General features: G+C 44.0%; 26 protein-coding genes and 1 other RNA gene. 15 read left to right on the forward strand and 12 right to left on the reverse strand.

Annotated elements, in window-relative coordinates; all coding sequences use genetic code 11:
* Positions 1–133: 133 nt before the first annotated feature.
* The gene (locus tag AC0VYG_RS04655; protein WP_475432522.1) at positions 134–1,153 is read left to right on the forward strand and encodes a GlxA family transcriptional regulator; all 1,020 of its coding nucleotides are present in this window, start codon (positions 134–136) and stop codon (positions 1,151–1,153) included.
* Between the two features lie 247 nt (positions 1,154–1,400).
* Positions 1,401–1,604, forward strand: coding sequence for a hypothetical protein (locus AC0VYG_RS04660; protein ID WP_475431178.1), 204 nt, complete (start codon positions 1,401–1,403; stop codon positions 1,602–1,604).
* Between the two features lie 220 nt (positions 1,605–1,824).
* On the opposite strand, the gene AC0VYG_RS04665 is transcribed toward AC0VYG_RS04660, so the two are convergent.
* The 5 genes from AC0VYG_RS04665 to AC0VYG_RS04685 all read right to left on the reverse strand — a co-directional run bounded on the left by AC0VYG_RS04665 (position 1,825) and on the right by AC0VYG_RS04685 (position 6,662).
* The gene (locus AC0VYG_RS04665) at positions 1,825–2,760 is read right to left on the reverse strand and encodes a dihydrodipicolinate synthase family protein (RefSeq protein WP_475431179.1); all 936 of its coding nucleotides are present in this window, start codon (positions 2,758–2,760) and stop codon (positions 1,825–1,827) included.
* A complete protein-coding gene (locus AC0VYG_RS04670; protein WP_475431180.1) occupies positions 2,757–3,761 on the reverse strand; it encodes a phosphoglycerate dehydrogenase in 1,005 nt (334 codons plus the stop codon). The genes AC0VYG_RS04665 and AC0VYG_RS04670 overlap by 4 nt, the downstream gene beginning before the upstream one ends.
* 3 nt (positions 3,762–3,764) lie before the next feature.
* Positions 3,765–5,042, reverse strand: coding sequence for a TRAP transporter large permease (locus AC0VYG_RS04675; protein WP_475431181.1), 1,278 nt, complete (start codon positions 5,040–5,042; stop codon positions 3,765–3,767).
* On the reverse strand, positions 5,039–5,563 hold the full coding sequence (locus tag AC0VYG_RS04680) for a TRAP transporter small permease (protein ID WP_475431182.1): 525 nt from the start codon (positions 5,561–5,563) through the stop codon (positions 5,039–5,041). The genes AC0VYG_RS04675 and AC0VYG_RS04680 overlap by 4 nt, the downstream gene beginning before the upstream one ends.
* 70 nt (positions 5,564–5,633) lie before the next feature.
* Entirely contained in the window at positions 5,634–6,662 is a 1,029-nt protein-coding gene (locus AC0VYG_RS04685; RefSeq protein ID WP_475431183.1) for a TRAP transporter substrate-binding protein, read from the reverse strand.
* A gap of 101 nt (positions 6,663–6,763) precedes the next feature.
* Between AC0VYG_RS04685 and AC0VYG_RS04690 the strand changes: the two genes are divergently transcribed.
* A complete protein-coding gene (locus tag AC0VYG_RS04690; protein ID WP_475431184.1) occupies positions 6,764–7,471 on the forward strand; it encodes a GntR family transcriptional regulator in 708 nt (235 codons plus the stop codon).
* A gap of 214 nt (positions 7,472–7,685) precedes the next feature.
* Here the strand turns inward: AC0VYG_RS04690 and AC0VYG_RS04695 are convergent, their stop codons facing one another.
* Positions 7,686–8,024, reverse strand: a complete 339-nt coding sequence (locus AC0VYG_RS04695; protein ID WP_067016747.1) for a P-II family nitrogen regulator — start codon at positions 8,022–8,024, stop codon at positions 7,686–7,688.
* 123 nt (positions 8,025–8,147) lie between these two features.
* Here AC0VYG_RS04695 and AC0VYG_RS04700 point away from each other — a divergent pair, with 123 nt between their 5' ends.
* Positions 8,148–8,519 (forward strand): hypothetical protein, encoded by a 372-nt coding sequence (locus AC0VYG_RS04700; protein WP_475431185.1) that lies wholly within the window; start codon positions 8,148–8,150, stop codon positions 8,517–8,519.
* Positions 8,520–8,647: 128 nt separating this feature from the next.
* Here the strand turns inward: AC0VYG_RS04700 and hemE are convergent, their stop codons facing one another.
* From hemE to AC0VYG_RS04715, 3 genes are all read right to left on the reverse strand, one after another.
* Positions 8,648–9,751: a uroporphyrinogen decarboxylase gene (hemE, locus tag AC0VYG_RS04705; protein ID WP_475431186.1), complete on the reverse strand. Its 1,104-nt coding sequence runs from the start codon at positions 9,749–9,751 to the stop codon at positions 8,648–8,650.
* A gap of 128 nt (positions 9,752–9,879) precedes the next feature.
* Positions 9,880–10,725 (reverse strand): DUF2927 domain-containing protein, encoded by an 846-nt coding sequence (locus AC0VYG_RS04710; RefSeq protein WP_475431187.1) that lies wholly within the window; start codon positions 10,723–10,725, stop codon positions 9,880–9,882.
* Positions 10,682–11,218, reverse strand: coding sequence for an NUDIX hydrolase (locus tag AC0VYG_RS04715; RefSeq protein WP_475431188.1), 537 nt, complete (start codon positions 11,216–11,218; stop codon positions 10,682–10,684). Before AC0VYG_RS04715 ends, AC0VYG_RS04710 begins: the two co-directional genes overlap by 44 nt.
* 262 nt (positions 11,219–11,480) lie before the next feature.
* On the opposite strand from AC0VYG_RS04715, the gene astE reads away from it, so the two are divergent.
* The 8 genes from astE to traF all read left to right on the forward strand — a co-directional run bounded on the left by astE (position 11,481) and on the right by traF (position 20,020).
* Positions 11,481–12,533 carry a succinylglutamate desuccinylase gene (astE, locus tag AC0VYG_RS04720; protein WP_475431189.1) on the forward strand — a complete coding sequence of 351 codons (1,053 nt, stop codon included), beginning with the start codon at positions 11,481–11,483 and terminating at the stop codon, positions 12,531–12,533.
* A gap of 121 nt (positions 12,534–12,654) precedes the next feature.
* Positions 12,655–13,638, forward strand: coding sequence for a zinc ABC transporter substrate-binding protein ZnuA (gene znuA, locus AC0VYG_RS04725; RefSeq protein WP_475431190.1), 984 nt, complete (start codon positions 12,655–12,657; stop codon positions 13,636–13,638).
* 154 nt (positions 13,639–13,792) lie between these two features.
* Positions 13,793–14,770, forward strand: coding sequence for a KpsF/GutQ family sugar-phosphate isomerase (locus AC0VYG_RS04730; protein WP_067016758.1), 978 nt, complete (start codon positions 13,793–13,795; stop codon positions 14,768–14,770).
* An 80-nt stretch (positions 14,771–14,850) separates the two neighbouring features.
* Positions 14,851–15,708, forward strand: a complete 858-nt coding sequence (gene kdsA, locus AC0VYG_RS04735; protein WP_475431191.1) for a 3-deoxy-8-phosphooctulonate synthase — start codon at positions 14,851–14,853, stop codon at positions 15,706–15,708.
* 2 nt (positions 15,709–15,710) lie between these two features.
* Positions 15,711–16,295 (forward strand): KdsC family phosphatase, encoded by a 585-nt coding sequence (locus AC0VYG_RS04740; protein ID WP_475431192.1) that lies wholly within the window; start codon positions 15,711–15,713, stop codon positions 16,293–16,295.
* Positions 16,292–17,080, forward strand: coding sequence for a 3-deoxy-manno-octulosonate cytidylyltransferase (gene kdsB, locus AC0VYG_RS04745; RefSeq protein ID WP_475431193.1), 789 nt, complete (start codon positions 16,292–16,294; stop codon positions 17,078–17,080). Before AC0VYG_RS04740 ends, kdsB begins: the two co-directional genes overlap by 4 nt.
* Before the next feature lie 162 nt (positions 17,081–17,242).
* Positions 17,243–18,538, forward strand: a complete 1,296-nt coding sequence (locus tag AC0VYG_RS04750) for a conjugal transfer protein TraF (protein WP_475431194.1) — start codon at positions 17,243–17,245, stop codon at positions 18,536–18,538.
* A gap of 168 nt (positions 18,539–18,706) precedes the next feature.
* Positions 18,707–20,020, forward strand: a complete 1,314-nt coding sequence (gene traF, locus AC0VYG_RS04755) for a conjugal transfer protein TraF (RefSeq protein ID WP_475431195.1) — start codon at positions 18,707–18,709, stop codon at positions 20,018–20,020.
* A gap of 76 nt (positions 20,021–20,096) precedes the next feature.
* On the opposite strand, the gene AC0VYG_RS04760 is transcribed toward traF, so the two are convergent.
* The 3 genes from AC0VYG_RS04760 to AC0VYG_RS04770 all read right to left on the reverse strand — a co-directional run bounded on the left by AC0VYG_RS04760 (position 20,097) and on the right by AC0VYG_RS04770 (position 21,299).
* Positions 20,097–20,699 (reverse strand): 5-formyltetrahydrofolate cyclo-ligase, encoded by a 603-nt coding sequence (locus tag AC0VYG_RS04760; protein WP_475431196.1) that lies wholly within the window; start codon positions 20,697–20,699, stop codon positions 20,097–20,099.
* A 4-nt stretch (positions 20,700–20,703) separates the two neighbouring features.
* Positions 20,704–20,881: non-coding RNA, 6S RNA (gene ssrS / locus AC0VYG_RS04765), on the reverse strand.
* A 124-nt stretch (positions 20,882–21,005) separates the two neighbouring features.
* Positions 21,006–21,299 carry a cell division protein ZapA gene (locus AC0VYG_RS04770; RefSeq protein WP_067340916.1) on the reverse strand — a complete coding sequence of 98 codons (294 nt, stop codon included), beginning with the start codon at positions 21,297–21,299 and terminating at the stop codon, positions 21,006–21,008.
* 145 nt (positions 21,300–21,444) lie between these two features.
* Here AC0VYG_RS04770 and prfB point away from each other — a divergent pair.
* From prfB to hisC, 3 genes are all read left to right on the forward strand, one after another.
* Positions 21,445–22,540 (forward strand): peptide chain release factor 2 gene (gene prfB, locus AC0VYG_RS04775; protein WP_475431197.1). Its coding sequence is split into 2 segments (ribosomal slippage): positions 21,445–21,516 and positions 21,518–22,540, totalling 1,095 coding nucleotides; the frame shifts between segments, so codons are not numbered across the junction.
* A gap of 51 nt (positions 22,541–22,591) precedes the next feature.
* A complete protein-coding gene (lysS, locus tag AC0VYG_RS04780; RefSeq protein WP_475431198.1) occupies positions 22,592–24,094 on the forward strand; it encodes a lysine--tRNA ligase in 1,503 nt (500 codons plus the stop codon).
* A gap of 191 nt (positions 24,095–24,285) precedes the next feature.
* Complete coding sequence (gene hisC, locus AC0VYG_RS04785; RefSeq protein WP_475431199.1) at positions 24,286–25,350, forward strand: histidinol-phosphate transaminase; 1,065 nt, start codon at positions 24,286–24,288, stop codon at positions 25,348–25,350.
* Positions 25,351–25,598: the final 248 nt, after the last annotated feature.

Genomic DNA, 25,598 nt, shown 5'->3' on the forward strand with positions numbered 1-25,598 from the left:
TCATTCACTAGAAAATGTGTGTTTTTAGCAAATCATCATGTCGACATCCATTTTAAACGAAATAATGCTCTAATTTATCTACTTATCGCAGGATAATAAATTGTACAAGAACGAATTCGCATCACGAGAAATCATGCAGGCGAGCAAAAAACCACAAAAGTACGGTTTTTTGCTGTTGCCGAACTATTCTATGTTGGGATTTTCTTCTGCCATTGAAACCTTACATATGGCGAACTGGGTGACAGGAAAAGAGCTTTATGGCTTTTGTACGATTGGTCATGAGAAACAGTCAATTCCTTCTAACACGGGTATTAGCACGCTTACCGACTACTTAACTAATGACGCACCAAAGGATCTAGATGCCATTTTTGTGTGTGGAGCCTCCCCTGTGACACAAAACGAAAGTAAAAGTTTAGAAATTTGGCTGAAGAAACAAGCGAAGCAAGGTGTTAGTCTTGGTGGGATTTGTACGGGAAGTTACTTATTAGCCAAATCCGGGCTGTTAAGTGATTATCGTGCGACCATTCATTGGTGGGATATGGCGAATTTGCGTGATGAGTTTCCTAACATCATTGTGTCGAATCACCTGTTTGAGGTTGATCGAGATCGCTTTACCTGTAGTGGGGGATCTGCTGCCATGGATATGATGTTGTTTTTGATTGGTAAGCAACATGGGATGACATTGGCCAGTAGTATTTCAGAGCAGTTTGTTTGTGAGCGCATTCGTATGCATGACGACCCACAGAGAATCCCATTGCAAGCGAGAATTGGAACCGGACAACCTAAGTTGGTGGAAGCGGTGCAGTTGATGGAAGCGAATATTCGTGAGCCTCTTTCTTCGGATGACATTGCTTACCATGTTGGTGTATCGCGACGTCATTTAGAACGGCTTTTTAAACAAAACCTGGACGTTGTGCCATCCCGTTACTATCTCGAGTTACGCCTTAAGCACGCTAAGCAGCTTTTAATGAAAACAGACAAGTCGATTATGGAGGTGGGGTTCGAATGTGGTTTTACTACGGCACCCCATTTTAGTACCACTTATAAGGGCTTTTTTGGACTCACTCCAAGAGATGAGCGTAAAAACTTGCAGATTCAGGCTTATCCACCTGTTCAATCGGACAGGAATAAAAGACAACTGTGGCGAAAATAATTGAGAATACGCCCCCTTTGCATCATGGTGTTATGTTGGAGATCTTCGATCTTGTCTATATGGCTCTTCTATGGCGTAAAGCGTAAAAATTGGATGTTGACGCTGTGTGTGTTTTAACACCCAAAATAAAAGTTAAGCGGAAATTTAAAAAGGTAATAAACAATGTTGAAAGCCCCTGCGCTAGACTTATTGATACACATGAGACATTTACAGATGTAGTAGAGGTGCTAAAGGGCCTTGCTGTAGCGTGTACCATTACAATACTGGATTTGACGAGGATGGCACGAACTACTATTGCTCGTACCTAATTGCGCCAATGGAAATATTCCTTGCAGCAGGGATGATTTATTTGGTTATCGGTATGGTGATTATTGCCATATTCCGTCAGGTAGAAACATGTCAAATCCGTTACCTTGGAACAGCGTCAATTAATGTGCCAGATATAGGGTAATGATTAAGTTGTAGTGAATAAATAAGAGGCTCGGCTTAATGCTAGCTAGGATAACTAGCTAGCATTAAAGTTGTATTTTCATGCAATGTAACTGCTTGATTGGCTTCTTTTTCTCCTCGTGTAATGAAATAAATACCTACGTGATTTTTTGGTCAAGGATTGGAGGCTCTTTTGCATCGGTTGTTTATGTCCAAATTAATTGAGTCAAAAATTGTAATACTCATTTGACTAAGTCTGAAATTTTGCTCCTGTAAAAATCGCTACCTTGAGCAATACGATCTAAAATGGGGGAAGCTCCCCAAAAGCGCTCAAAAATATCGTAATCTTGGACTCGGCTTACAGCTTCAGAAAAAGTCCCAAGTCTTTGATGATAATGCTTAGCCAGTTTAGGGTATCCCATCATTTCAGCTTGTGCAGCGAGAACTAAAAAAGTTGCTAGCTCTTCAGCCAATTCAGGGGAAGTGGAACCTTGATGGTATAACCATGCATAAAGGTCTGGGTGAATATTATTAAATACACCACAAAAACCTGTTGATCCGGCTTGCATTGCTGGCCACGCAATCGCAGCATTGGCATTCACTATGCCTAAAGGTGTATCTTTCACTAAGGCAATGCGACGTTTCACAATATCTAAATCGCAAGACACGTCTTTTAATAATGAGAAACGACCAGTTTGAGCACAATGTAGTAATTCATCATCACTGAGTAAACGGCGATAAGGGGCGGGGCATTCGTATAAACCAAGAGTGATATCTTCAGGAAGGGCGTTAATTAAGGTGTCAACATTGCGACGAAGTGTATCTGATGTATCGTTTTCTGCTGCTAAACGATTCGTGACCAAAACCACGCCATCAGCACCAGTTTCTACCATTGCATTAAGCTCATGGACCTGGTCAGAAAATTGATCTGATACATGACCAGATACCACGACAGGCACTTTTCCAGACACTTGTTTTACGGTAAATTTTGCTAATTCTATACGTTCTTCAAGGCTAAGAAATTGCATTTCGGAAGATTGGCAGACAGCGAATAGGGCTGTTGCCCCATTTTCAAGATACCAATCAATCAGGCGAGAATAGCCATTCCAATCGACTTTATTATTTTGTGTAAATGGGGTCAGCATAACCGGAATAATTCCGTCTACAGTAATAGTCACTTGGTGTTTTCCTTCAAAGATAATGTTTCTGGGTTTATTACATAAGGAACTAAATCGGATGGAGTACCATGTAACCATGTCAAAATATTATTGACACAACGTTTAGTCACTCGCTCTTCAGCCATTTGATCCATACCTGATACGTGTGGACTTAGAATCACATTGCTCTGTTTACGTAACTGATCATTTTCAGGGAGTGGCTCTATTTCAAATACATCAAGCCCAGCTCCTCCTATGTGACCACTTTTTAACGCACGTAAAAGTGCGGCTTGATCTATTAGTGGTCCGCGAGAGGTATTAACAATAATTGCCCCCCTCTTCATTTTTGCAAAGGTTTTATCATTCATCATATGGCGTGTGCTTGGTATGGAAGGGGCATGAATAGACACTAAATCAGATTGTGCTAATAGTGTGTCTAAATCTACAATTTTAACCCCAGCTGCTGTGGCTGCATCTTGACTCAGTTGTGGATCCGCAACCAGCACAGTCATCCCCTGACCTATTAAGCGCCGGGCCATAGCCCTACCAATACGACCCAGACCGATCAAGCCGGCCGTTCGTCCCCAAAGTCCGGGGTGAAATCCATCAAAACCCCATTCGCCATTTTTGACCATGGCATCACGACGACCAATGCCACATGCCAATGCCAATGCCATGGCATGTGCATATTCAGCGACGCTCTCATGGTTTTCACCAAATGCCATGGCAACAGGAATTCCTGCTGATGTCGCTGCAGATACATTAACTTGATCATAACCAACGCCCCATCGAGCGATAATTTTCAAAGATGATGCCGATGCAATAACTTCAGATGAATAAGGTTCACCTCCCGCTATGGTTGCTACTACATTGTCAGCCAACATCCCTTTGAGTTGCTCAGCAGAAGGTAGCCGACCTGTTTCATTTATAACGACGTCATAACCCGCGTCTCGTAAAGGGTCAAACAAGGGGCATTGGTTGGTAAATTGTTCCGTTAAAACGAGTATTTTTTTATTTGTCATTGTTTACTCCACTAAATTTGGTAGGAAAGTTGATAGACTTGGATAAAAGATTAATAGAGCTATTGCTATGACCTGAGCGACAAGAAAAGGTAAGACGGCAATAAACATTCGGCCTATTGGAATTTCGCCTATTTGTGCAGCTACGAACAAACAAATTCCGACGGGTGGTGTTATTAAACTGATGGTTCCAGATAAAAGAAAGACCATTGCGAATTGCATTTCATCTATTCCTAATGCCCTAGAAATTGGCAAAAATATGGGGGCAAGCAATAGAACTTGAACACCGGGTTCAAGAAAAAAACCTGCAATCAAGAGCACGACGAGAATAAACAGCAAAAAAATAGTCGGATCGTTAGAAAAAAATGATGTTAGCCCACGTATTTCCCCAATAGCCCCTGTAATTGTGAGTATATAAGATAGAACTGAAGCGCCTGCTATCACCAAATAGAGTATCGATGTTGTGCGCATTGAATGCTTAAGTGATTCAAAAATCGATTTACTATTAAGCGTTTTTAAAAGAAAGATACCAAGTAACATTGCGTATACACAGGCGACACCTCCTGCCTCAGTTGCAGTGAAGGCTCCAGAAAGTGTGCCAAAAACGATGAATAATGGGATAGAAAAAACAAGTGAGCTTTCAAATGCCAATTTACTGCCAGTCTTTTCGACAGCTTTAATCTCACCCTTTGGCAGACCTTTTGTAATACCCGTTATAAAGACCACTACAGCACAAGCAAGACCAAGCAAAAGTCCGGGTACAATACCTGCAATAAATAATTTGATTATTGAAACTTGAGCAACTGAAGCGTATACGATCATGATCACTGAAGGAGGGATGATAGGCCCAATCATTGAACTTGCTACAGTAACTGCTGCTGAAAACTCACGGCTGTAGCCTTGTTTCGGCATTCCGTTAATGAATATTTTCCCCAAAGCGGCTGTATCGGCAATCGCTGTCCCTGATATACCTGCAAAAAAGACTGAAGCAAGTATGTTGGCATAAGCTGCTCCACCTCGAATAGTACGAGTAACTTTTGCTGCCGCAGTAATCAACGTTTCTGTTATTCCTCCTCTGTTCATCAACTCACCCGCAAAAATATAAAATGGTGCGGCTAGTAATGAAAAATTATCAAGCGAACTAAAGAAGCGAGTTGGAATAAGCACCATTGGAATACCGGAAAACCAAGTAGACAATGCACCAGTCAATCCCAAAGCAATGGCAATAGGGGCCCCGATCAGAACTAGAAAGAAAAAACTGATGAAAACAAGCATAGGGCTCATAATGACTCTCTTATTTGATTAGAAGGTTTAATAATCGATTCCACAAAAGCCGCTACGGCTTGTAGAGCAATTAACAAATAACCTATAACCACTGCGCTATATGGAATCCACATGGGAATACGCATTGAAGGTGATACTTGTCCCGTATTCAAAATAAATACAAAACCAACTGATACGATAACGGCTGAAAGAGCTAGTGTTGCGATTAAAGAGCATGTAGCAGCGAGCCTGCGGATAGTAATATTAGGGACCAAGTCAATAAGATCAATTGCCATTTGTTCGCTATAACGAAATGTAGTTCCAGCTGCGATATAGACACCCCATATTATTCCATACCGCATAAATTCTTCGCTCCAGCCAATAGGCGAGTTAAATGCATAACGGGCAATAATGGATAAAAAATTAATGATAATAATCATCGCTAAAATACTAGCAGATATCACATCACTAACACGTGCTAGTAAGGTGCTAAAATGCAAGAAATTAGTCACTGTATTAGACTGTTTTTTTTTCGTCATCATGGTAAATTCCTATTAAATAATTCTGCCCTAGTCAATGTCTTTTGGCTGGGGCATTTATTGAATCAAATAATTAGTTAGTCTTATAAAGTGTGCTTTCAGTTTTTTGCACTGCTTTAACGAAATTATCTACATATTTAGCACCTAGTTGTTTAGACAAAAATTCTAAAACAGGCTTTTGTGTTTGTTGGCGAAACTCTGCTTTTTCAGCAGCTGTATTGATGTAAACTTTAACGCCCTTATCGCGAATACGCTGGGTATCGTTTAGATAGCCTTCACCTTTACCCGCTAACATGATCGAAGTATAAAGTTGTACTCCATCGAGAATTGCGCGCCGGTCTTGATCACTTAGCCCGTTTAGAAAGCTTTCATTTGCATAAACAAACACGGCAGAGAAAGTATGCTCATCAAGAGACATATATTTAATAACATCAGCCCATCCACCATTGATAATAGTTGAGGGTGGGTTTTCTCCCCCATCAACTACGCCTTGGCGAATTGCCATAGCGCTTTCAGGAAAAGGAATCGGTGTTGGCGCTGCGCCCAGACTTTTCATAAGAGAAATCATTACAGGGCTTTCCATTGATCGTAATTTCAGGCCTTTAACATCTGCTGGTGTACGAATCGGATGTTTGTTATTAACAAAATTTCGAAAACCATCTGCAGCAAATCCCACGATCTGTAAGCCTGTGGTTTTTGCAACATCAGAAACAAAGCTCTTCATTACTTTAGATTGATTCATGAACGTCATTGCTGAACGTACAGAACTGAAAAGGTAGGGTATAGAGAACACCTGAACCTTTGGATAAAAAGAGGCTAATGCTCCATCCGTAGTTGCTGTCATTTGAAAAATATTATTCTTAACATTTTCCAGTAATTCCCGGTCCCCGCCGACACCACCGTGCAGCAGTTGCACGTCAATATCTCCATTTGAGTGGAATTCTACATATTTTTTGAAGGCATTCATGGCGTGTGTTTCAGGATTATCAGCCTCTGGTAGAGTTGTAGCGAATCGCAGCGTAATAGCCTGAGCACTTCCTATCACAGCTGTCATCATAGCCAAGGTAATAAGAGCCTTTCTGCAAGATATATTTAAAAACATGTCTCATCCTCTTAGTTTATTATTTTTGAGTAGTAAACGTACTAACATATATCTAACATGTCAATTTAATGTTTGCTACTTTCCTATCTTTGAGGAATACTATGCTTATGAAAAGTGATACCAATGACAAACATACGACAGGCTTTAAAACGTTAGATAGCCCGCTTTTACGAAGAACGGCTTACGAACGTATTGAGGCACTTTTTAATACTGGCGCATTGACTCCTGGACAGGTTGTATCTCAACGAGAACTCGTTGAGTTGACCGACTCGACATTAGGTTCCGTCCGAGAAGCGGTCTCTCGATTAGAAGCAGAAGGTCTACTTCAAACTTTGCCTAAACGTGGACTAATGGTTCCGAGTTTAGACATAACTTTTGTTCGTAATGCCTATGAATTACGCAGGTTAATTGAGGTTGGAACTCTGGAAAGGTTCGCAGCAGCAATACAGAAATCAAAGGTGGAAGGTTGGATACGAAAACACGAAGAGCTTCTTGAGCGCATTAGTGATATGCCGGATGATGAGACCACCTTTAAAGTTATACAAGAACTTGACTGGGATATGCATTCACAAATAGTAGGGGCAGGAATGAATGCGCTTGTTGATAACGTTTACCGTATTACCGCAATTAAAATACGTATGGCTGTACAGTCCCGAATTCAAGTCACGCCATTCAATGGTCATCGAGTGATAAATGAGCACTTATCTTTTCTTCGTCCCCTCGCAGCTGGAGACTTAGATCTATGTCGCACGAAACTTGAGCAACATATTAATAACTCTTTGACGTTAGCTCTTGGTGGAAGAATTTAATCAGTACCTAGACTTCTGTAGTTTTAACGTTAATCTCAAAACCATGAAGAAATTTACCTAGTTTTAAAGTGTAACGCTGCTAGAGGACTTGCTACCACTGAGCTTTGGGGGTATTAAGTAGATCTAGTATATTCTATAACGGATTGCCTTAATGCACGCCAACTCTTAATCGCCGTACATTAAGGAATAATGCATTACTTAACATTGGTTACTCTTAAATCGCATCTGCACCCGTTTCACCCGTGCGAATCCGAATGACTTGTTCAAGCTCAGACACAAATATTTTACCATCCCCAATTTTACCGGAGTTGGCGCTGTTTTTAATGGCTTCAATGGCTTTGTCTAACTCACCATCATCAACGGCTAATTCCAGTTTTACCTTTGGTAGAAAGTCGACGACGTATTCTGCGCCACGGTATAGTTCTGTATGACCTCTTTGGCGGCCAAACCCTTTTACTTCTGTTACCGTTATGCCGCTAATACCTATTTCAGACAGGGCTTCACGGACTTCATCTAGCTTGAAGGGTTTAATAATCGCTGTAATTAACTTCATCTTTCTCTCCATACAAAACAGGTTCTATAGGCTAAAAGTAACACTCTCTTGTAAAAGTCGCCACTTGATCGTGAATTATGCGCTATATTAATTCTGCTGAATGGGAATCAGAGGGGAGGAGGTATGAGTGAATTAGAGGGAATTATGGCGTTTGAACGGGGGATAGATGGCTTTATCAAGCATATTCGCTCCGTTCTTTTTGAGCGGGCGAATGTTCGATTGTCTCAGCATGTGACACCGCAAAGTCTCGTCACGCTTTTTTTGCAACAAGAAAAGTGTCCATTACAGCTGCGTTTTGTTGTTTTAGCGGTAGATCATGATCAATCTCTAGGGCGTTTATCTTGGTTGGACCAATATGGTTATGACCATGTCTGTTGCTATGTGAATGAATCGTTTCATTGTGTTGTGCGTAAACGTAACGGTAAATGGAGTGAGCAAAAGCGTAAGGTAGATGAATTGTGCGCGCGTCGCTTACTGGATCTGCTTGCTGCCTGATTACTCAACGGACATTTGCTGAATCGAGGAGAAGTTGAGTGAAATTCGATAGGATAAAATAGCCATTGTGTTGCTCACTACGATGGCTATTTTTTTATAGGTGGCGTTTACTTGTTAAAACGCCTAAGTTAGTCCAAATTATTCAGAGCGTCCAAGTCTTCAGACAGTGGCTCGTGATATTTTCTGCCTAATTCATGGACCGCATCAATCAGATACTTAGGGTGATCAGGGTTAACAAACTGATGAATACCATGGCCGAGGTTAAATACATGACCTGTGCCGTGACCGTAGCCGGACAGTACTAATTCCACCTCCCGTTCGATGACGTCCTTATCAGCGTATAAAACACAAGGGTCAATATTGCCTTGTAGTGCTACTTTATCGCCTACTCGTGCGCGGGCTTCGGCAATGTCGGTTGTCCAGTCCAAACCCAGCGCATCGGGTCCAGTTGCTGCCATGTTTTCTAACCATTGTCCGCCATTTTTAGTGAACATGATGACAGGAATGCGTCTACCTTCGTGCTCACGAATTAGCCCGTCTAGAATTTGTTTCATGTAAAGCAAAGAGAACTGTTGATACATTGGACCACTTAGAGCGCCCCCCCAGGTATCAAAAATTTGTACCGCTTGGGCACCCGCTTTGATCTGTCCATTCAAATAAGCGGTAACGGATTGTGCGAGTTTGTCTAGCAAGCCATGTAACACCTCAGGGTTTTGGTACATCATGCCTTTGATGTGGCGAAAGTCTTTGCTGGAACCGCCTTCTACCATATAGGTTGCCAGTGTCCATGGGCTTCCAGAGAAGCCAATCAGCGGCACATGGCCATTCAAGGCATGACGAATGGTGGTGACGGCTTTCATGACATAATCTAGGTCATTCGCTGAAGTAACAGGAAGCGCTTCCATATCCGCTTGGGAGCGAATAGTATGCTTGAATTTTGGGCCTTCACCTGTTTCAAAATACAGCCCTAACCCCATGGCGTCAGGAATGGTCAAAATGTCTGAAAACAAAATCGCCGCATCTAGGTCGTAGCGTTCCAAGGGCTGCAGTGTCACTTCACAAGCAAAAGCGTCATTTTTGCACAGACTTAAAAAGTCGCCTGCTGTGGCCCTGCTTGCACGGTATTCTGGGAGATAGCGGCCAGCTTGGCGCATCATCCAGACGGGGGTGGTATCGACTGGCTGTTTGAGTAGGGCGCGTAAAAAGCGATCATTTTTGAGCTCAGGAAACATTCAGACTCTCCACTGGAAATTGTAAGTTGTGTCATTTTACCTAAGTTGATTTAGAAAAGCAGATTCAATAAACCTAATTTATGCCAAATAGTGAGATAAAGACCAATTGCATTGATTTATCGCATGCATTAGTCGCCCACATAACGTCTCAAGCTGTGAATTTGCACTCGCTGTAGAGCGTGTTCAATATCACCTGATTTATGTAGGTCCTTGAGTACGCTGGGAAACGCGGCTTTGACTTGTTTTACCGTCATGCCAGGTTTTAAGTGAGGGGAGTAAAGAGCTTTTAACAGAATGTAATCTAATGGGCTTAGGTAGGTATCAATGCTGTGATCGTTAAATACGGAAGGAAAAACCTCATCGGAATCATTAGGTAGGCCAAGTAATTGGGTGATTTCTTCCACCACACAGTCTAATAAGCGTGCTTTCTCTCGTGCGTAATCCACGGGAATAATAATGATACCACTGGTGATCTCATGGCGCTTATTGATACGGAAATTACCCAAGCAAACGGCTTCGTTAAGCGCTTTGCGTATTTTATCTGGGTTGCCAATGTATTGACGAACTTTGTTTTCAACATTTTTGTACCGCGTAAAAATGACAAGAATGCCTGCTTTCTTTGCTTGTTTGGTAAAATGGATGGGCATGCCTGAAATATAGGCAAGGTGGCGCATTTGAACCGTGAGTAGGTCAAGTTGTAGCTTTGCGTCACCGGTATCACTTTCGAAGTAAACAGCAATCGGCTTTTCCCAACGTACCAATCTAGGGTGTTTGGTTTCTTTGTACTCTCGCTCAAGGGCAATCTTAATAAAACTTTTCGTAATATAGGCATCATTTTGCCAGCGTTCTTGGGCGAATGCGGGTAGGCAAAAAAAGGTGAAGAAGACACTCAAATAAGCATGTTTAACGAGTGTTTTTCCTATGAGGAATTTATTCTGGGTCACTAGGCGACGGAGCGGTGAGTTTATGGGCATAATGATATAAGGCGTCCAATGAATCCGGTGTAAAGGGCAATTGCTTATGATTGTTCAATATTTCATCGATCCCCATTTCGTGTACGGAAGCCACTTCTTTAGCTTGTAATACCAACGGACCGTGAATACTTTCATCATAGCAACAGCTATAGATTTTACCCCAGATTTTGAACCCTGTGCCTTCTGTATAAAAAACGCCATGGGAAATAAGGTCTGCATCAAAGCCCATTTCTTCTTTTAGTTCGCGATGAGCAGACTCTATATAGGATTCCCCAGTTTCAACTACACCGCCTGTCGCGACACCATAAAAACCGGGACAAAAGGCCTTATTATCTGTGCGTTTTTGAACGAGTAAGTTGCCTCTGGTATTAAAGACAAGGATATAGGTAACACGGTGGTAATCTTCACCAAACTTCATTAAGCGGCGTGCAACTTCGCCAATAACTGTGTTGTTTTTATCAACAAGTGTAATGATTTCATCGGTGGCAGACATAAGGTTCTCAGGTAATAAAGTGAATTGGCTATTAAAAAGCGCACCCATTAAAGGGTATCGGCATTTGCTGTGAAAGAAAAGCATTTGCAAAAAAAGTACCGGGATGAAAAGGGATAATCATCTCAAGTTGGGAAAATGCGTGCCTTTTCGAGGGAAAGGGCGAATAGATTGCGTAATGGTTGAGTCATGAATTAAGAAAGCCTTATCATAGCGGTGTAAGCATTGTGCTTAGAAACATTTAATCATTATGGGACATGATACTGTGCAGATTTCTGATAACGATATTTTAGCCCTGACGCTGTCTAACCCAACGCATCTTGATCCGTTTGAATTTACTTTTCCGGGTGGGGTTGGTTCTGTCGTGGACACAGGGATTTTTCGTTTTGAACCGATGTCTACTCGGTTATCTAATGATCCAGTCAGTTTGGTTTTGTCGGTAGGGATTCATGGCAATGAAACAGGGCCGATAGAGCTGGTGAACCAGCTGGTAAAAGACGTTCTATCGGGTAAGCTGTCTTTAGGGATACGCTTACTGGTGCTGATTGGTAACCCGGTGTCAGCTAATCAAGCCACCCGATTTTGTGAAGTGAATTTAAACCGTCTGTTTAATGGGGCTTGGCAAACTTATTTAGCGAATGAAGAGGGTCTTGGAAGCAGTGAAGCTCGACGAGCAGAACAACTGGAGAAGGCCGTGAGCGATTTTTATGCGCAAGACTCCCATGGCACGTTACGATTACACTATGATCTACATACTGCTATCCGTGGTTCTAAATACGAAAAATTTGCGGTGCATCCTTTTATGGAAGAGCCCGTTTATCAACATGCCCAGTTTGGTTTTTTAGCCGCCTCGGGGATTGAAGCTGTTCTTTTGTCGCACCAGCCAACCACCACCTTTTCTTATTATTCCTATGCGGTTCACCGCGCCAATAGCTTTACGATTGAATTAGGTAAAGTGCACCCTTTTGGTGAAAATGACTTATCGAGTTTTAAGCAGATACAAAAAGCGCTAATCACCTTGTTAGAAGACGCGACGTTAGCACAGGGTGATTTATCGTCGATTGAAGTCTTTGCCGTTCAAGATGCCTTGGTAAAAAATGGCGATGATTATCAGCTGACCATTGCAGAAGATGAGGAAAACTTCACTGATTTTGAAGAAGGCTATGAGCTGGCGACTTCTTCAGCTGGTGGATATCGCATTGCGAAAACAGGCGATGCCATTGTGTTTCCGAATGCGAAGGTGCCGATCGGTCAACGAGCTGGCTTGGTGGTGCGTCCTATTGCCATTAATTCTTTAGCGTTTGAACTAACCTCCTAATACTATTTTTGTGATTTTGATGGAGTAGGTCATAGCACAGGGATGTGACTTGAAAATCATTATTCTTTACTATACTGTTACGTTATAACGTAATTTATATCTAATAGGATTGAGGTAAGTAATGAATAAGCTATTGATGGCGCTTAGTGCATCGGTGTTATCGCCTATTGTGTTGGCGAAACCAACGATCGTAACCAGTATTAAACCTGTGTCTATGGTCGTGGAAGCCATTGCTGGAGACCGTGCGAATATTGAACAAATTGTCTCTAGTACGGCATCTCCTCACGATTTTGCCATGCGCCCCTCTGACTTGCGTAAAATAGGCCAAGCGGATGTGGTGGTTTGGGTCGGTGAGTCTCTAGAGCGTTTTCTGGAGAAACCGTTGGAAAATGCGGGTAAAGAAAAATCCTCTATTGAGTGGTTAACCTTGAATGGCATGACACTCGAGAACTTTGCCAAAGGGCATGATCATGACCATCATCATGGTGACGAAGAGGATCATGGACATATGGAAGAGGTTGATCACCATGAGGACGACCATCATGATGAAGACCACGAAGAACATCATCACGATGACGGTCATCACCATGAAGGGGTGAATCCACATGTCTGGATGTTGCCTAATAATGCCAAAGTGTTAGCAGAAGCCGTGACCAAACGTTTGTCCAAGTTGGATGCTGCTAATGCCAGTTATTATCAGGCTAATTTACAAACCTTTGAAACCAAGTTGGCGGCGACGGACGCACAAATTAAAAAAGCCATGCAAGCCGTTCATGGTGTGCCTTACATCGTTTTCCACGATGGCTATGGGTATTTTGAGCATCATTATGGATTGAATCATGCTGGCGCCATTACGGTTAGCCCTGAACGTCAGCCTGGCGCGAAAAAAGTGGCGGAGTTGCGTGAAGAAATCACCGAGCATAATGTGAAATGTGTGTTCAGTGAACCACAATTTAGCCCCGCTATCGTGAAGACCTTGCTAAGTGGTACTAAGGTTAATACGGCCGTGTTGGATCCGCTGGGTTCAGATATTAAATTAAGCCAAAATGCCTATTTTGATTTCTTAAAATCACTGAGTCATCAGTTCTCAAGTTGTCTTAAATAAAGAGGCTTGGGGGGCGATGAATAGACGAATTTCTTGATGCCGCCCTGTAAACTTGGTCTGCTATCGCAGTGCTTGGAGTAAAAGTGTCTGCGATGGTAGGCGACTCACGCGGACCTCTGTATAATCAATGCACTTAATTATTCAGAGAAGTCATATGAGCAATACGTCCTCTATTAAGAGTATTCACTCTGACGCTCTCATCGAGAGTGCTCGACACACTTTATCGACTCAAGCTCAATCCTTGCAGAACCTTGCCAATCAAGTGACCGAGGAGTTTGCCAAAGCCGTTCGCATGATTCTTGCGAGCGAAGGGCGCGCCATCATTTGTGGTATGGGAAAATCCGGTCACATCGGTAAAAAAATTGCGGCAACCCTAGCTTCTACAGGCACCCCAAGTTTTTTTCTTCATCCTAGTGAGGCGTTTCATGGTGATTTAGGGATGATTCAGCCACAAGACGTCTTACTCTTGATTAGCTTTTCTGGGGAGACTGAGGAACTGATACGCTTGCTGCCTTCCCTAAAAGACTTTGGTAACCCATGTATTGCGATGGTGGGTAATCTCGACTCAACGTTGGCAAAACATTGTGACTGTGTACTGGATATTTCCGTGGACAGAGAAACCTGCCCTAATAATCTTGCCCCCACTACGTCGACGACCATGACCACCGCTATGGGGGATGCATTGGCGGTGGCTTTGATGGAATGTCGCAACTTCCAGCCGCAAGACTTTGCGCGTTTTCATCCAGGCGGCAGCTTAGGACGTAAATTACTGACCCGTGTAAAAGACTTAATGCATAAAGACAATTTGCCAGTTTGTGCGCCAGAGACCAGGTTAAAAGAAGCCATCTCAGTGATGACTCATGGTCGTATGGGGGTGGTGATTATTCAAGACAAAGGCCATTTACTCGGTATCTTCACTGATGGGGATTTACGTCGTGCTATGCTCAAAGAAAGTGAAGGGATGATACACAAGCCGATGTCTGAATTGATGACAGCAAAACCGAAAACCATTAATGAGAACGTCATGATTGTCCAAGCAGAAGAACAAATGCTGCGTGACAAAATCACCTTGCTGGTGGTTGTCAACGATCAGGGCAATTTGACTGGTTTGCTGGAAATCTACGACCGATAAGCCTTGTGGCTGTCGATGAATGTTTGATGTTTACAGCGGTTTTATGTGAACGTCCATATTGAATGTATAGGAAAATGACCATGTCTCACGGTAACAAGATCATTAAAATCGGCGACAACATTGAAGTCGCAAACCATCTTCCTTTTGTATTGTTCAGTGGTATGAATGTACTGGAATCTCGCGATATGGCCATGCGTGTTGCGGAAGAGCATGTCAAAGTGACGGAGGCTTTGGGCATTCCTTATGTGTTCAAAGGCTCGTTTGATAAGGCAAACCGTTCTTCCATCAATTCCTACCGTGGCCCAGGTATGGAAGAAGGGTTAAAAATTCTTCAAGAAATCAAAGAAACCTTTGGTGTGCCTGTGATTACCGATGTGCATGAGACCTTCCAGTGTGCGCCTGTGGCGGAAGTGGCGGATGTCATTCAACTGCCCGCTTTCTTATCTCGTCAAACAGACCTTGTGGTTGCCATGGCGCAAACAGGCGCGGTGATTAATATCAAGAAAGCGCAATTTCTGGCACCTCATGAAATGAAGCACATTCTGAAGAAATGTGAAGAGGCGGGCAACAGTCATTTAATGTTGTGCGAACGCGGTACTATGATGGGTTACAACAACCTAGTTGTGGATATGTTGGGCTTTGGGGAGATGAAAAAATTCGAATACCCCGTGATGTTCGATGTGACCCATGCTTTGCAGCGCCCTGGAGGTCGTGAAGATTCTGCTGATGGTCGCCGTGCTCAAGTAACCGAGCTGGCTCGTGCGGGTATGTCGCTTGGTCTTTCAAGCTTGTTTCTAGAAACTCACCCTACACCAGATCAGGCAAAATGCGACGGCCCTTGTGCTTTGCCATTAGGTAAATTAGCCCCCTTCTTAAAGCAGATGAAGCAGCTTGATGAACTGGTGAAAACCTTTGAAACGTTAGACACGAGCGCTTAATCATGGATGAGAACTTTCTCGCAGGTTATCCATCGTTACAAGACGCCAAGTCCCTTGTGAGTATGCTGCAAGGGCTGAAGTTGGTCGTGTTTGATGTGGACGGGGTTCTCACCGATGGCGGCTTATGGTACGCAGACGCTGGAGAGCAGGTAAAACGCTTTAATGTCAAAGATGGTGTGGCCATGAAGCTGCTACCTAAATGGGGGATCGATGTGGCGGTGATTACCGCGAAAGATTCGGCCCCCCTACGTAAGCGGATGAGCGACCTTGGTGTGATGCACTTTTACCCCGGTTGCCACAATAAGGCGGAGGCATTTGATGAGATTGCCTCAGCTCTTGGTGTGGCACCAGAGCAAGCGGCTTATGTGGGGGATGATGTAATCGATCTGCAAGTCATGCCCAAAGTGGGAGTGGCGTTTTGTCCAGCGGATGCCCATGTGCTTGTTCAGCGTCATAGTCACTTTGTATTGACAAAAGCGGCTGGCCAAGGTGTGGCACGAGAAGTAGCAGACGTGATTTTGGCTACGCGAATGTCGTTAGAAAGTGCCTATGAATGGGCGCAACAACCGGAGTTTGAGAAAAAATGAGCCACGCTGAGTTACCTGAATTTCATATCGTGATTCCAGCCCGTTACGCGTCTCAGCGGTTTCCTAAAAAGTTAATGGCGGATTTAGGGGGGAAGCCCGTTTTACAATGGGGATATGAGCTCGCCCTGAGTGCTGGTGCAAAAACCGTCACCATCGCCACCGATCATGAGGTGATTTATCAAGCCGCTCAGTCCTTTGGCGCGCCTGTTGTCATGACGCGAGATGATCATGAAAATGGTACCGAACGCCTTGCGGAAGTGGCGGAAAAAATGGGCTGGCAGCAAGATGAAATCATCGTAAATGTGCAAGGGGATGAGCCCTTATTACCCGTTGAGCTAATTCATTCGACTGTTGCCGCGTTGGCACAAGACACAGCGTCTGAAATGGCCACCATTGCATGTAAAATTCATGATGCGGAAGACTTCTTCAATCCCAATGTGGTAAAGGTTGTGTGTGATGAGCAAGGCCGAGCCTTGTATTTCAGCCGCGCGCCTATGCCATGGGATCGTAATGGCTTTATGGATAACGCTACTAATGAAAGCTCGCTAGCGGAAGACTTTCCTGCTATGCGTCATATCGGCTTGTATGTTTATCGTGCCAGCTTATTGGCAAAGTACGCTACCTTACCCATGTCGCCTTTGGAAAAATGGGAAAAGCTTGAACAACTGCGTTTTCTTCATCAAGGGATCAAGGTGCAAGTGGCACAAGCGTCTGGCTTACCGCCCCATGGTGTGGATACGCAAGATGATCTCGATGCATTGAGAGAACATATAAAAACGCTCTAGTTTTTATTACTTATTCTCTGTTTTTTATTAAAGCCATCAGCCTTTTGCTCGATGGCTTTTTAATTGTTTCCTCTGATTGCTTGAATTTTGTCAAAAATGTGCAAAATTTAAGATGTGGTTTGTTTGCAGCAATTCTCCAAATAGCAATTCAGAGGGAAACGGATGAAAAAATATCTTGTGTTATTAAGTGGTGTGTTCGGAACAAGCATGGCTATGGCAGCTATGCCTGTTTATCAACCCATCGGTTCTAGCTTTACTTTAGGGACGGCTGCTAATCAACGGTCATTATCAACATCGCTTTCTAACCCAGCAGCCCCTTTTTTAATGGTCAACTCAGATGAAAAAGACAGTTTTCGTTTTGGGGTTCTAGGACCTATTGGAGTGGGGTATGAAGCGGGTGATGTGAGCGATTTAAATGACCGTGTTGATGACCTTGAAGGCTTGCTTGATAAACAATACAGCACGCCGCTTCAAGCGGAAGAGGCAAGAGTCTCCGCTAATAAGATTATTAATGACATTGGTCAAAGGGCTTATTTAAAAGTCTCTGGCAGTACACAGGTGCCATTAATGCCCGTTATCTACAAGACTAAAGGCTCCGGGGCATTTATTTTGGATGCTAGTTTCTCTGTAGTTGGTAAAGCGACAGTGATTTCTGATGACATTGTTGTGTCTGGGAATGAATTGGTCTCTGATACTTCCTTTTATGTGAAAGCGGCGCGAGATCTTGCTGTGGGGGTGGGCTATAGTCGTCCAGTGTGGACCCCTAAAAGCGGGCAACTCATAGCTGGGGTAAAAGCCAATTTCCATCGTATTTCTTTTGGTCGTCAATTGGCGGTACTCACTGACGATAGTGAAGATGCCAGTGACGCTGTTTCTGATGCTTTCCGTGATGATTTGCATTCATCTTCGGGTGTTGGCTTGGATTTGGGACTAGTTTGGGCAGCGGATTATTATCAGTTGGGTGTAACCCTTGCTAACCTTAATGAACCAGAATTTGACTATGGAGATTTAGGGCGTTGTGATGGTTTGTCTGGTAAAGCATTAAACCGCTGTAATACTGCTAAGAGTTTAGCGGCTAAAAATAAGCTGAATTTGTCTGAAACGTACACTATGGAGGCTCAATCTACTCTCGAGGCGGCCGTTTCGTCAAAAAGTCGTCGTTGGACATTTTCGTCTTCTTATGATGTGAACTCAGTGAAAGACCCAGTTGGTGATGAATATCAATGGGCCACAACAGCGCTATCTTATTATGGTGATTCTCATTGGATTCCTGGGGCCCGAATCGGCTACAAGAAAAATATGTCTGGCACTGAGCTAAGTTATGTCACAGCAGGGTTTACTCTGTTGAAGCGTTTAAATCTAGATTTAGCTTATGGCCTGCAGACAGTAAAAGACCAAGACGGTAAAAGCTTGCCAAGAAGTGCTTATATCTCATTGGGATATGATTCGGCCTTCTAAATTACTGGCGAATGACGGGATAAGAATAATGGGAGATTCAGACTTTTAAGTGTGACGTTTCTCATTATTTTCCTTTGAAAAACGTAAGTATTATCATTTTTTTGTGTTCTTTTAATCTATAATGTGTGCACATTAAGATTAAATGGAATGTGGATTAGTGGTGAATTTATGGCGAAGTATTTAGCAGTTGCAGGCTACTGCGCATTGTTTAGTGGCTTGGCTTCGGCCGCGTTACCTGTCTATCAGCCTACAGGCGCAGCTTATACTCTCGGTGGAACGATTAATCCCCGAGCGTTAATGACGTCCATGGCGAACCCCGCAGCCCCTTATTTAATGGGGAATACCTTCCTTAATCAAAACTTCCGTGTGGGCTTTATTGGCCCTGTCGGACTGGGTTATGAGATGGGAGATGTGAGTAATCTTTCTAATCAGGTTGATAGTTTAGAAGGTCTGCTTGGGGCTCAGTACTCAACCACTGCAGAGGCGCAAGCGGCCATCAACAAAGCAAATGGTATTTTAAGAGATATTGGCGATACGGCTTACTTGAAGGTTTCCGCTTCAGCGCAAGTGCCGTTCATGCCAATTATCTATAAAACGGATACCCGAGGGGCGTTTAGTGTCGATGCGAGTATTTCTGCTTTGTCTCGCGCCGATGTATTAAGTGATGATATTTATACCGTCAACTCTCCTTCAGGTGTGGACATTAAGTCAAACTCGTCTTTGTATATCAAGGCGGCAACCGATTTTCGTGTGGGCTTAGGGTATAGCCAGCGTATTGCACATTTGACTTCGGGAGATCTAGTTGGTGGTATCCAGGCCAACTTTCATCGAATTTCATTAGGACGTTCACTGTCCTTACTGACTGATACAAACTCGAATACCAAGGACGATGTTATCAAAGCGCTCACCAGCGATAAAAAATCGTCTTCAGGAGTTGGCATTGACCTAGGGGCTATTTGGGTTAGCAATCATTATCAGCTGGGAGCGACTCTAGCTAATATAAATGAACCAACGTTTAAATACAGTTCGTTAGGGGATTGTGCTGGACGGTCTGGTTCCGCTTTAGCTCGCTGTAATGCAGCGAACAGTTTAAGTGGCAAAGGCAAGTTGGACTTAAATGAAACCTACACAATGGAAGCGCAGGGCACGATTGATGGTGCCATTACTTCGCGAGATAGACAATGGATGCTTTCGGGGTCCTATGATGTGAATGCGGTGAAAGATCCTGTCGGTGATCAATATCAGTGGAAGGTAGCTTCTCTTTCATATTACAGTGATACGGCATGGTTATTGGGCGTTCGCGTTGGTTACCGGAAAAACATTGTGGGAACCAAACTAAGTTATGCAACCGCTGGTTTGACTTTATTCAGACGTTTAAATATTGATGTCGCTTATGGTCTACAGAAAGTGCATGACTCTGATGGTAATTCTAAGCCGAGAAGTGTTGCTATATCCGTTGGTTGGGGACTCGCGTTCAAGTAATGAATGATACTAAGTGAAAAATAAAAAGGCCGATTGTTCGGTCCTCGGCCCTTTTATTTTGTAAAGAGTGGAGAAGTTAGGACAGTTTTATTAGAGAAGAGGGCGTGACAATCATATCTAAAGGTACATCCCAGCTTTCCATTGGCAAGCTCGCCACTTGCTGACAATCGTGAGCGAGGCCTATTAACAAGGGCTTTGCTTGCTCCGACTTATTGGCGAATGTGCGATCGTAAAACCCACCGCCCATACCCAAACGGCCCCCTTGGTCATCAAAGCCAACCAGAGGTAAAAACACCAAATCCATTTCAAAGCCAGATTTTGGAGAAACGTCAACTGGCTCTTTAATACCAAAACGGTTTTCACGCCACAGGGTGTCGTCATTTAAATGTTGCTGGGTGTAGTGAGCGAAATCTAAGGATTGTCCTTCGACAACGGGCAAATAGACACTATGGCCGAGGGACCAAAGATATTCGCACAGTAAATGGGGGGATATTTCACCATCATTGGTCAAGTACAAAGCAATGTGTTTGTCACCGCTGATGTTAAGAACAGAGGAAAGCTCTTGATAAGCCTTCACTAAAGCCTCTGCGGCCAGTGACTGCTCAGTTATACTTAAACGTCTTCGTGCTTGACGAAGTTGACGACGTAGCGTTTGTCTAAAATCTACTGCTGAAGGCATAAAAGAGTTTCCCAAGTTGCCGTTTCGACTATTGGCCTTGAACCCAGTGGTTCAAGGTGGATGGATCTGAGGCTCTTTAGGCTTTCCGACGCACGGACATGCTCACCGAACCCACAGTCTCCGTCCGGGGTATTACTCATAGGCTCAAGGGCGTTAAGCCGCCTCGAACAACCCAGGAAACAAGTGCAGTATAGAGTAAGCGATAAGGAAAATCATCCCATGCTCACACTAGTTGCCTCGGCTGTATGAGGAAAATTCGTGTTCTCGCTCTTGCATGAAGCAAAGTTGATTAAAGAGTAAGCCGCTTTAACCCGCTTTCGTTTGATGCGTAAGCGCAGCATCAAGCTGTGACGTCAGTTCTCGCAGCTGTTGCTCATTGGAGCGTGCGTATTTTCGGCCCGAAAGCATGTCGTGAGTAATATTCAATGCAGCAAGTACCGCGATTTTTTCAAGGCCAATGATTTTTCCACTGGCTTTGATTTCGCGCATTTGCATATTGAGATACTCAGCGGCTTCTTTCAGATCCGCTTCGTGTCCTTTTGGGCAATTTATGTTGTAAGTTTGCCCAAGTATATTGACTGAAACCGTTGGTTTATCCATATTGACTCCATTTGATAGCAAGGCCCACCATAAAATGGTCTGTTTTTCCATCATTGGGTAGCGAATGGCATTTTATGCTGCGGTTAAATTCGTTACAATTGCGAATCACATTTATCCACTCTGTTTATAGCAAATTGACGCAAATATGGAAATCAACCCGATACTTTCTAAGATAAAAGACCTTTCTGAACGTACTTTAACCCTTCGGGGGTATCTTTGACTACGAGTCAAAGAAAGAACGACTAGAAGAAGTAAACCGCGAACTGGAAGATCCAAATGTTTGGAACGATCCAGATTATGCCCAAAAGCTCGGTAAAGAGCGTGCCGCCCTTGAAACCGTCGTCGAAACCATCGACAACATGGAAAGCGGCATCGACGATTCCAAAGAGCTTCTGGATCTCGCCGTGGAAGAAGACGACAGCGAGTCTGTTGACGCGGTGCAATCTGAACTGGCTGACCTAGAAGCTTTACTGGCTAAATTGGAATTTCGCCGCATGTTCTCCAAAGAAATGGATGAAAGCAGTGCCTTTTTGGACATTCAAGCCGGTTCTGGCGGTACAGAGGCCCAAGATTGGGCAAACATGCTGTTGCGTATGTACCTTCGCTGGGGCGAAGATAAAGGCTTCAAAGTGGAGTTAATGGAAGTCTCCGCAGGCGATGTGGCGGGTATTAAATCCGCGACAATTCGTTTTGAAGGCGAATACGCTTTTGGCTGGTTGCGAACTGAAACGGGGGTGCATCGTCTGGTGCGCAAATCACCCTTTGACTCGGGTAACCGTCGCCATACGTCCTTTGCGTCTGTATTCGTCTCTCCTGAAATTGACGATAACGTAGATATCGATATCAATCCAGCCGACTTGCGTACCGATACCTACCGTTCATCCGGTGCGGGTGGACAGCACGTTAATACCACCGATTCTGCGGTTCGTATTACCCACGAGCCAACAGGTATCGTCGTACAGTGTCAAAACCAGCGCTCCCAACACGCTAACCGTGACTTCGCGATGAAACAATTACGCGCAAAGTTATACGAGTTGGAAATGATGAAGCGAAGCGAAGCGGCGCAAGCACTAGAAGACAGTAAGTCTGATATCGGTTGGGGCAGTCAGATTCGCTCTTACGTACTGGATGCGTCGCGCATCAAGGATTTACGTACCGGAGTGGAAACCTCTAATACAGGTGCCGTTTTGGATGGCAATCTAGATCAATTTATCGTTGCAAGCTTAAAACAAGGCCTGTAAAGCGCCAGCACTTATCTATTTTTAAACATTTATAAAGAGCAATATCAAACCATGGCTAACGAAAAGACAACAGAACCTACCGCACCATCCGATGATAACCGTTTAGTGGCGGAGCGTCGTGCTAAGTTGGCGGCTATCCGTGAACAGCGTAATGCTTTCCCTAACTCTTTCCGTCGCGATGCTTACGCAGCGGACCTTCAGGCAGAGTTTGGCGAGTTTGAAAAAGCAGATCTAGAAGAAAAGGATCATAAGGTTAGCATCGCGGGTCGTATCGTTCGTAACCGTGGTGCCTTTATGTTGCTGCAAGACATGACGGGGCAAATCCAAGCCTACGTGAATCGTAAAGCGCTCAGCCCAGAGTTATTAGCGGAGCAAAAAACGTGGGACTTGGGTGACATCATTGGTGTGTCAGGCCCAGTGCATAAATCAGGTAAAGGCGACTTGTACATCGATATGCAAGAAGCGCAATTACTCACCAAATCCCTACGACCACTACCAGACAAGCATCATGGCTTGTCTGATATGGAAATGCGCTACCGTCAGCGTTATGTGGATTTGATTGTTAACGAAGAGTCCCGTGAGACTTTCCAAGTGCGTTCAAAAATCATTTCTACCATTCGTCGCTTCTTGGAAGATCGTCGTTTTATGGAAGTGGAAACGCCCATGCTGCAAACCATTCCAGGTGGAGCAACGGCTCGTCCATTTATTACCCATCATAATGCGATGGACATGAGCATGTACTTGCGTATTGCCCCAGAGCTTTATTTGAAACGTTTGGTTGTGGGTGGCTTTGAACGCGTGTTTGAGATCAACCGTAACTTCCGTAACGAAGGCACGTCGACTCGCCATAACCCAGAATTCACTATGATCGAATTCTATCAAGCGTACGCTGACTACAAAGATCTTATGGATCTGACGGAAGACATGCTGCGTACCGTGGCAGAGAAAGTGTTGGGTACAACAAAAGTGACCTATCAGGGGGCTGAGTACGACTTTGGAGCCCCATTTGTTCGTATGACCATGCTTGAGTCCATCCTTCACTACAACCCAGAACTAACAGCGGCGGATCTGGAAACCGTTGAAAAAGCGACAGAAGTGGCGAAGAAACTGAAAATCGATGTGAAACCTATTTGGGGCTTAGGCAAACTTTGGACGGAAATCTTCGAAGAAACCGCTGAACACAAATTGGATCAACCGACTTTCATCACGGAATACCCAGCGGAAGTCTCTCCACTGGCGCGTCGTAACGATGATAACGAGTTTATTACTGACCGTTTTGAATTCTTCGTTGGTGGTCGTGAAATCGCCAACGGCTTCTCGGAGCTGAATGATGCAGAAGATCAGGCAGAACGTTTCAAGCGTCAGGTGGCGGAAAAAGACGCCGGTGATGACGAAGCCATGCATTACGATGCGGACTACATCAACGCACTAGAATACGGTTTACCACCCACCGCTGGTGAAGGGATTGGCATCGACCGTTTAGTCATGTTGTTCACGGACGCACCTTCTATCCGTGATGTATTGTTGTTCCCACATATGAAGCCTCAGGACTAATCCGAGGCCGGATAGTGATCTGACAGAAAAGTAAGCAATAAGAAGGCCTCAATCGAGGCCTTCTTTTATGCAATAAAGAGAGGAGGTTAAAGGGGTCAGAGCCCTTTAACTGATAACCAAATTTGCTTTATCTAATATCTACTTTTAAAGGGCTCTGACCCCTTTATGAGAAGAAGTGGAGAGTTATTGATATGAGTCGTTTTTGGACAGATAAAATTGCTTCTCTTGACCCTTACGTGCCAGGCGAACAACCGCAAGACAAAAAGTATATCAAGCTAAACACCAACGAGAGCCCATACCCTCCCTCGCCAAAAGCCTTAGATGCCATGGCAATAGAAGTCAGTGAGCGTTTACGTCTATACCCCGACCCAAATTGCATGACATTGAAAAATGCCTTAGCAAAAAACTACCAACTTGATACCAATCAAGTGTTTGTTGGGAACGGTTCGGATGAGGTCTTGGCCTTGGCCTTTATGGGTTACTTTGCAGACGGTAAACCTTTGGCGTTTGCGGATATTACTTACAGCTTTTACAAAGTATACGCGGGCTTATACGGCATCGAACCTAAACTGATTCCCCTAAGCGAAACATTTGATATTGTCCCAGCGGATTACGACAATCTAGATGTGTCTGGTGTGGTGGTCACCAACCCCAATGCACCAACGGGTAAAGCTCTGCCGCTATCGGATATTGAATATATTCTAAAAGCCAATCCAGACGTGGTGGTATTGGTGGATGAGGCCTATGTGGACTTTGGGGCACAAAGCGCGACCACCTTAATCAATCAATATCCTAATCTGTTAGTCGTGCAAACCTTGTCGAAATCCCGTGCTTTGGCGGGTATCCGAGTGGGTTATGCACTGGGCCATCCTGACTTGATCGAAGGGCTAGAACGTTTGAAGAACTCCTTCAACTCCTATCCCATTGACCGTATTGCCTTGGCTGGTGCCACCGCCTCGGTGGAAGACGGAGCCTATATGCAAGATATTTGCGCGAAAACCATCACGACCCGTGAGCAATCGGTAAAAGACCTAGAAGCCCTTGGCTTTGAAATTGTGCCATCGTCTACCAACTTTGTGTTTGCCACTCACCCAAACAAAGACGCAGAAGAGATTTACCTATCATTAAAAGAGCAGGGGATTTTGGTGCGTTATTTTGGTAAGAAGCCAAGAATTGGTAACCACTTGAGGATTACCATTGGCACTGACGCAGAGATGGCAGCGTTGACCGCTGCTTTAGAAAAACTTTTAAAATAAGTTTTTGAATTTTGCAAAGGCCACAGATTGTGGCCTTTTTAATTGGAAAGCCTAGTGTAGATATCCTGCCTTTTTATAAAAATTTGGATTCGAGGAAGTTGGCAGGGAAAAAGTTGAGCTATCTAGCAGTTCACCATTCGAAGCTGTAGAAATGAATCGATTGATACCTTAAAGAGCATTTTGGACAGATCAAAATAACGTGATTATTTATGTGTCTCCAAACTCTCTGAGAAGACGAAGTAACGACT

The organism is Marinomonas sp. 63XJN7_7_ISO-PGPR-S23-202 (genome assembly GCF_056173505.1).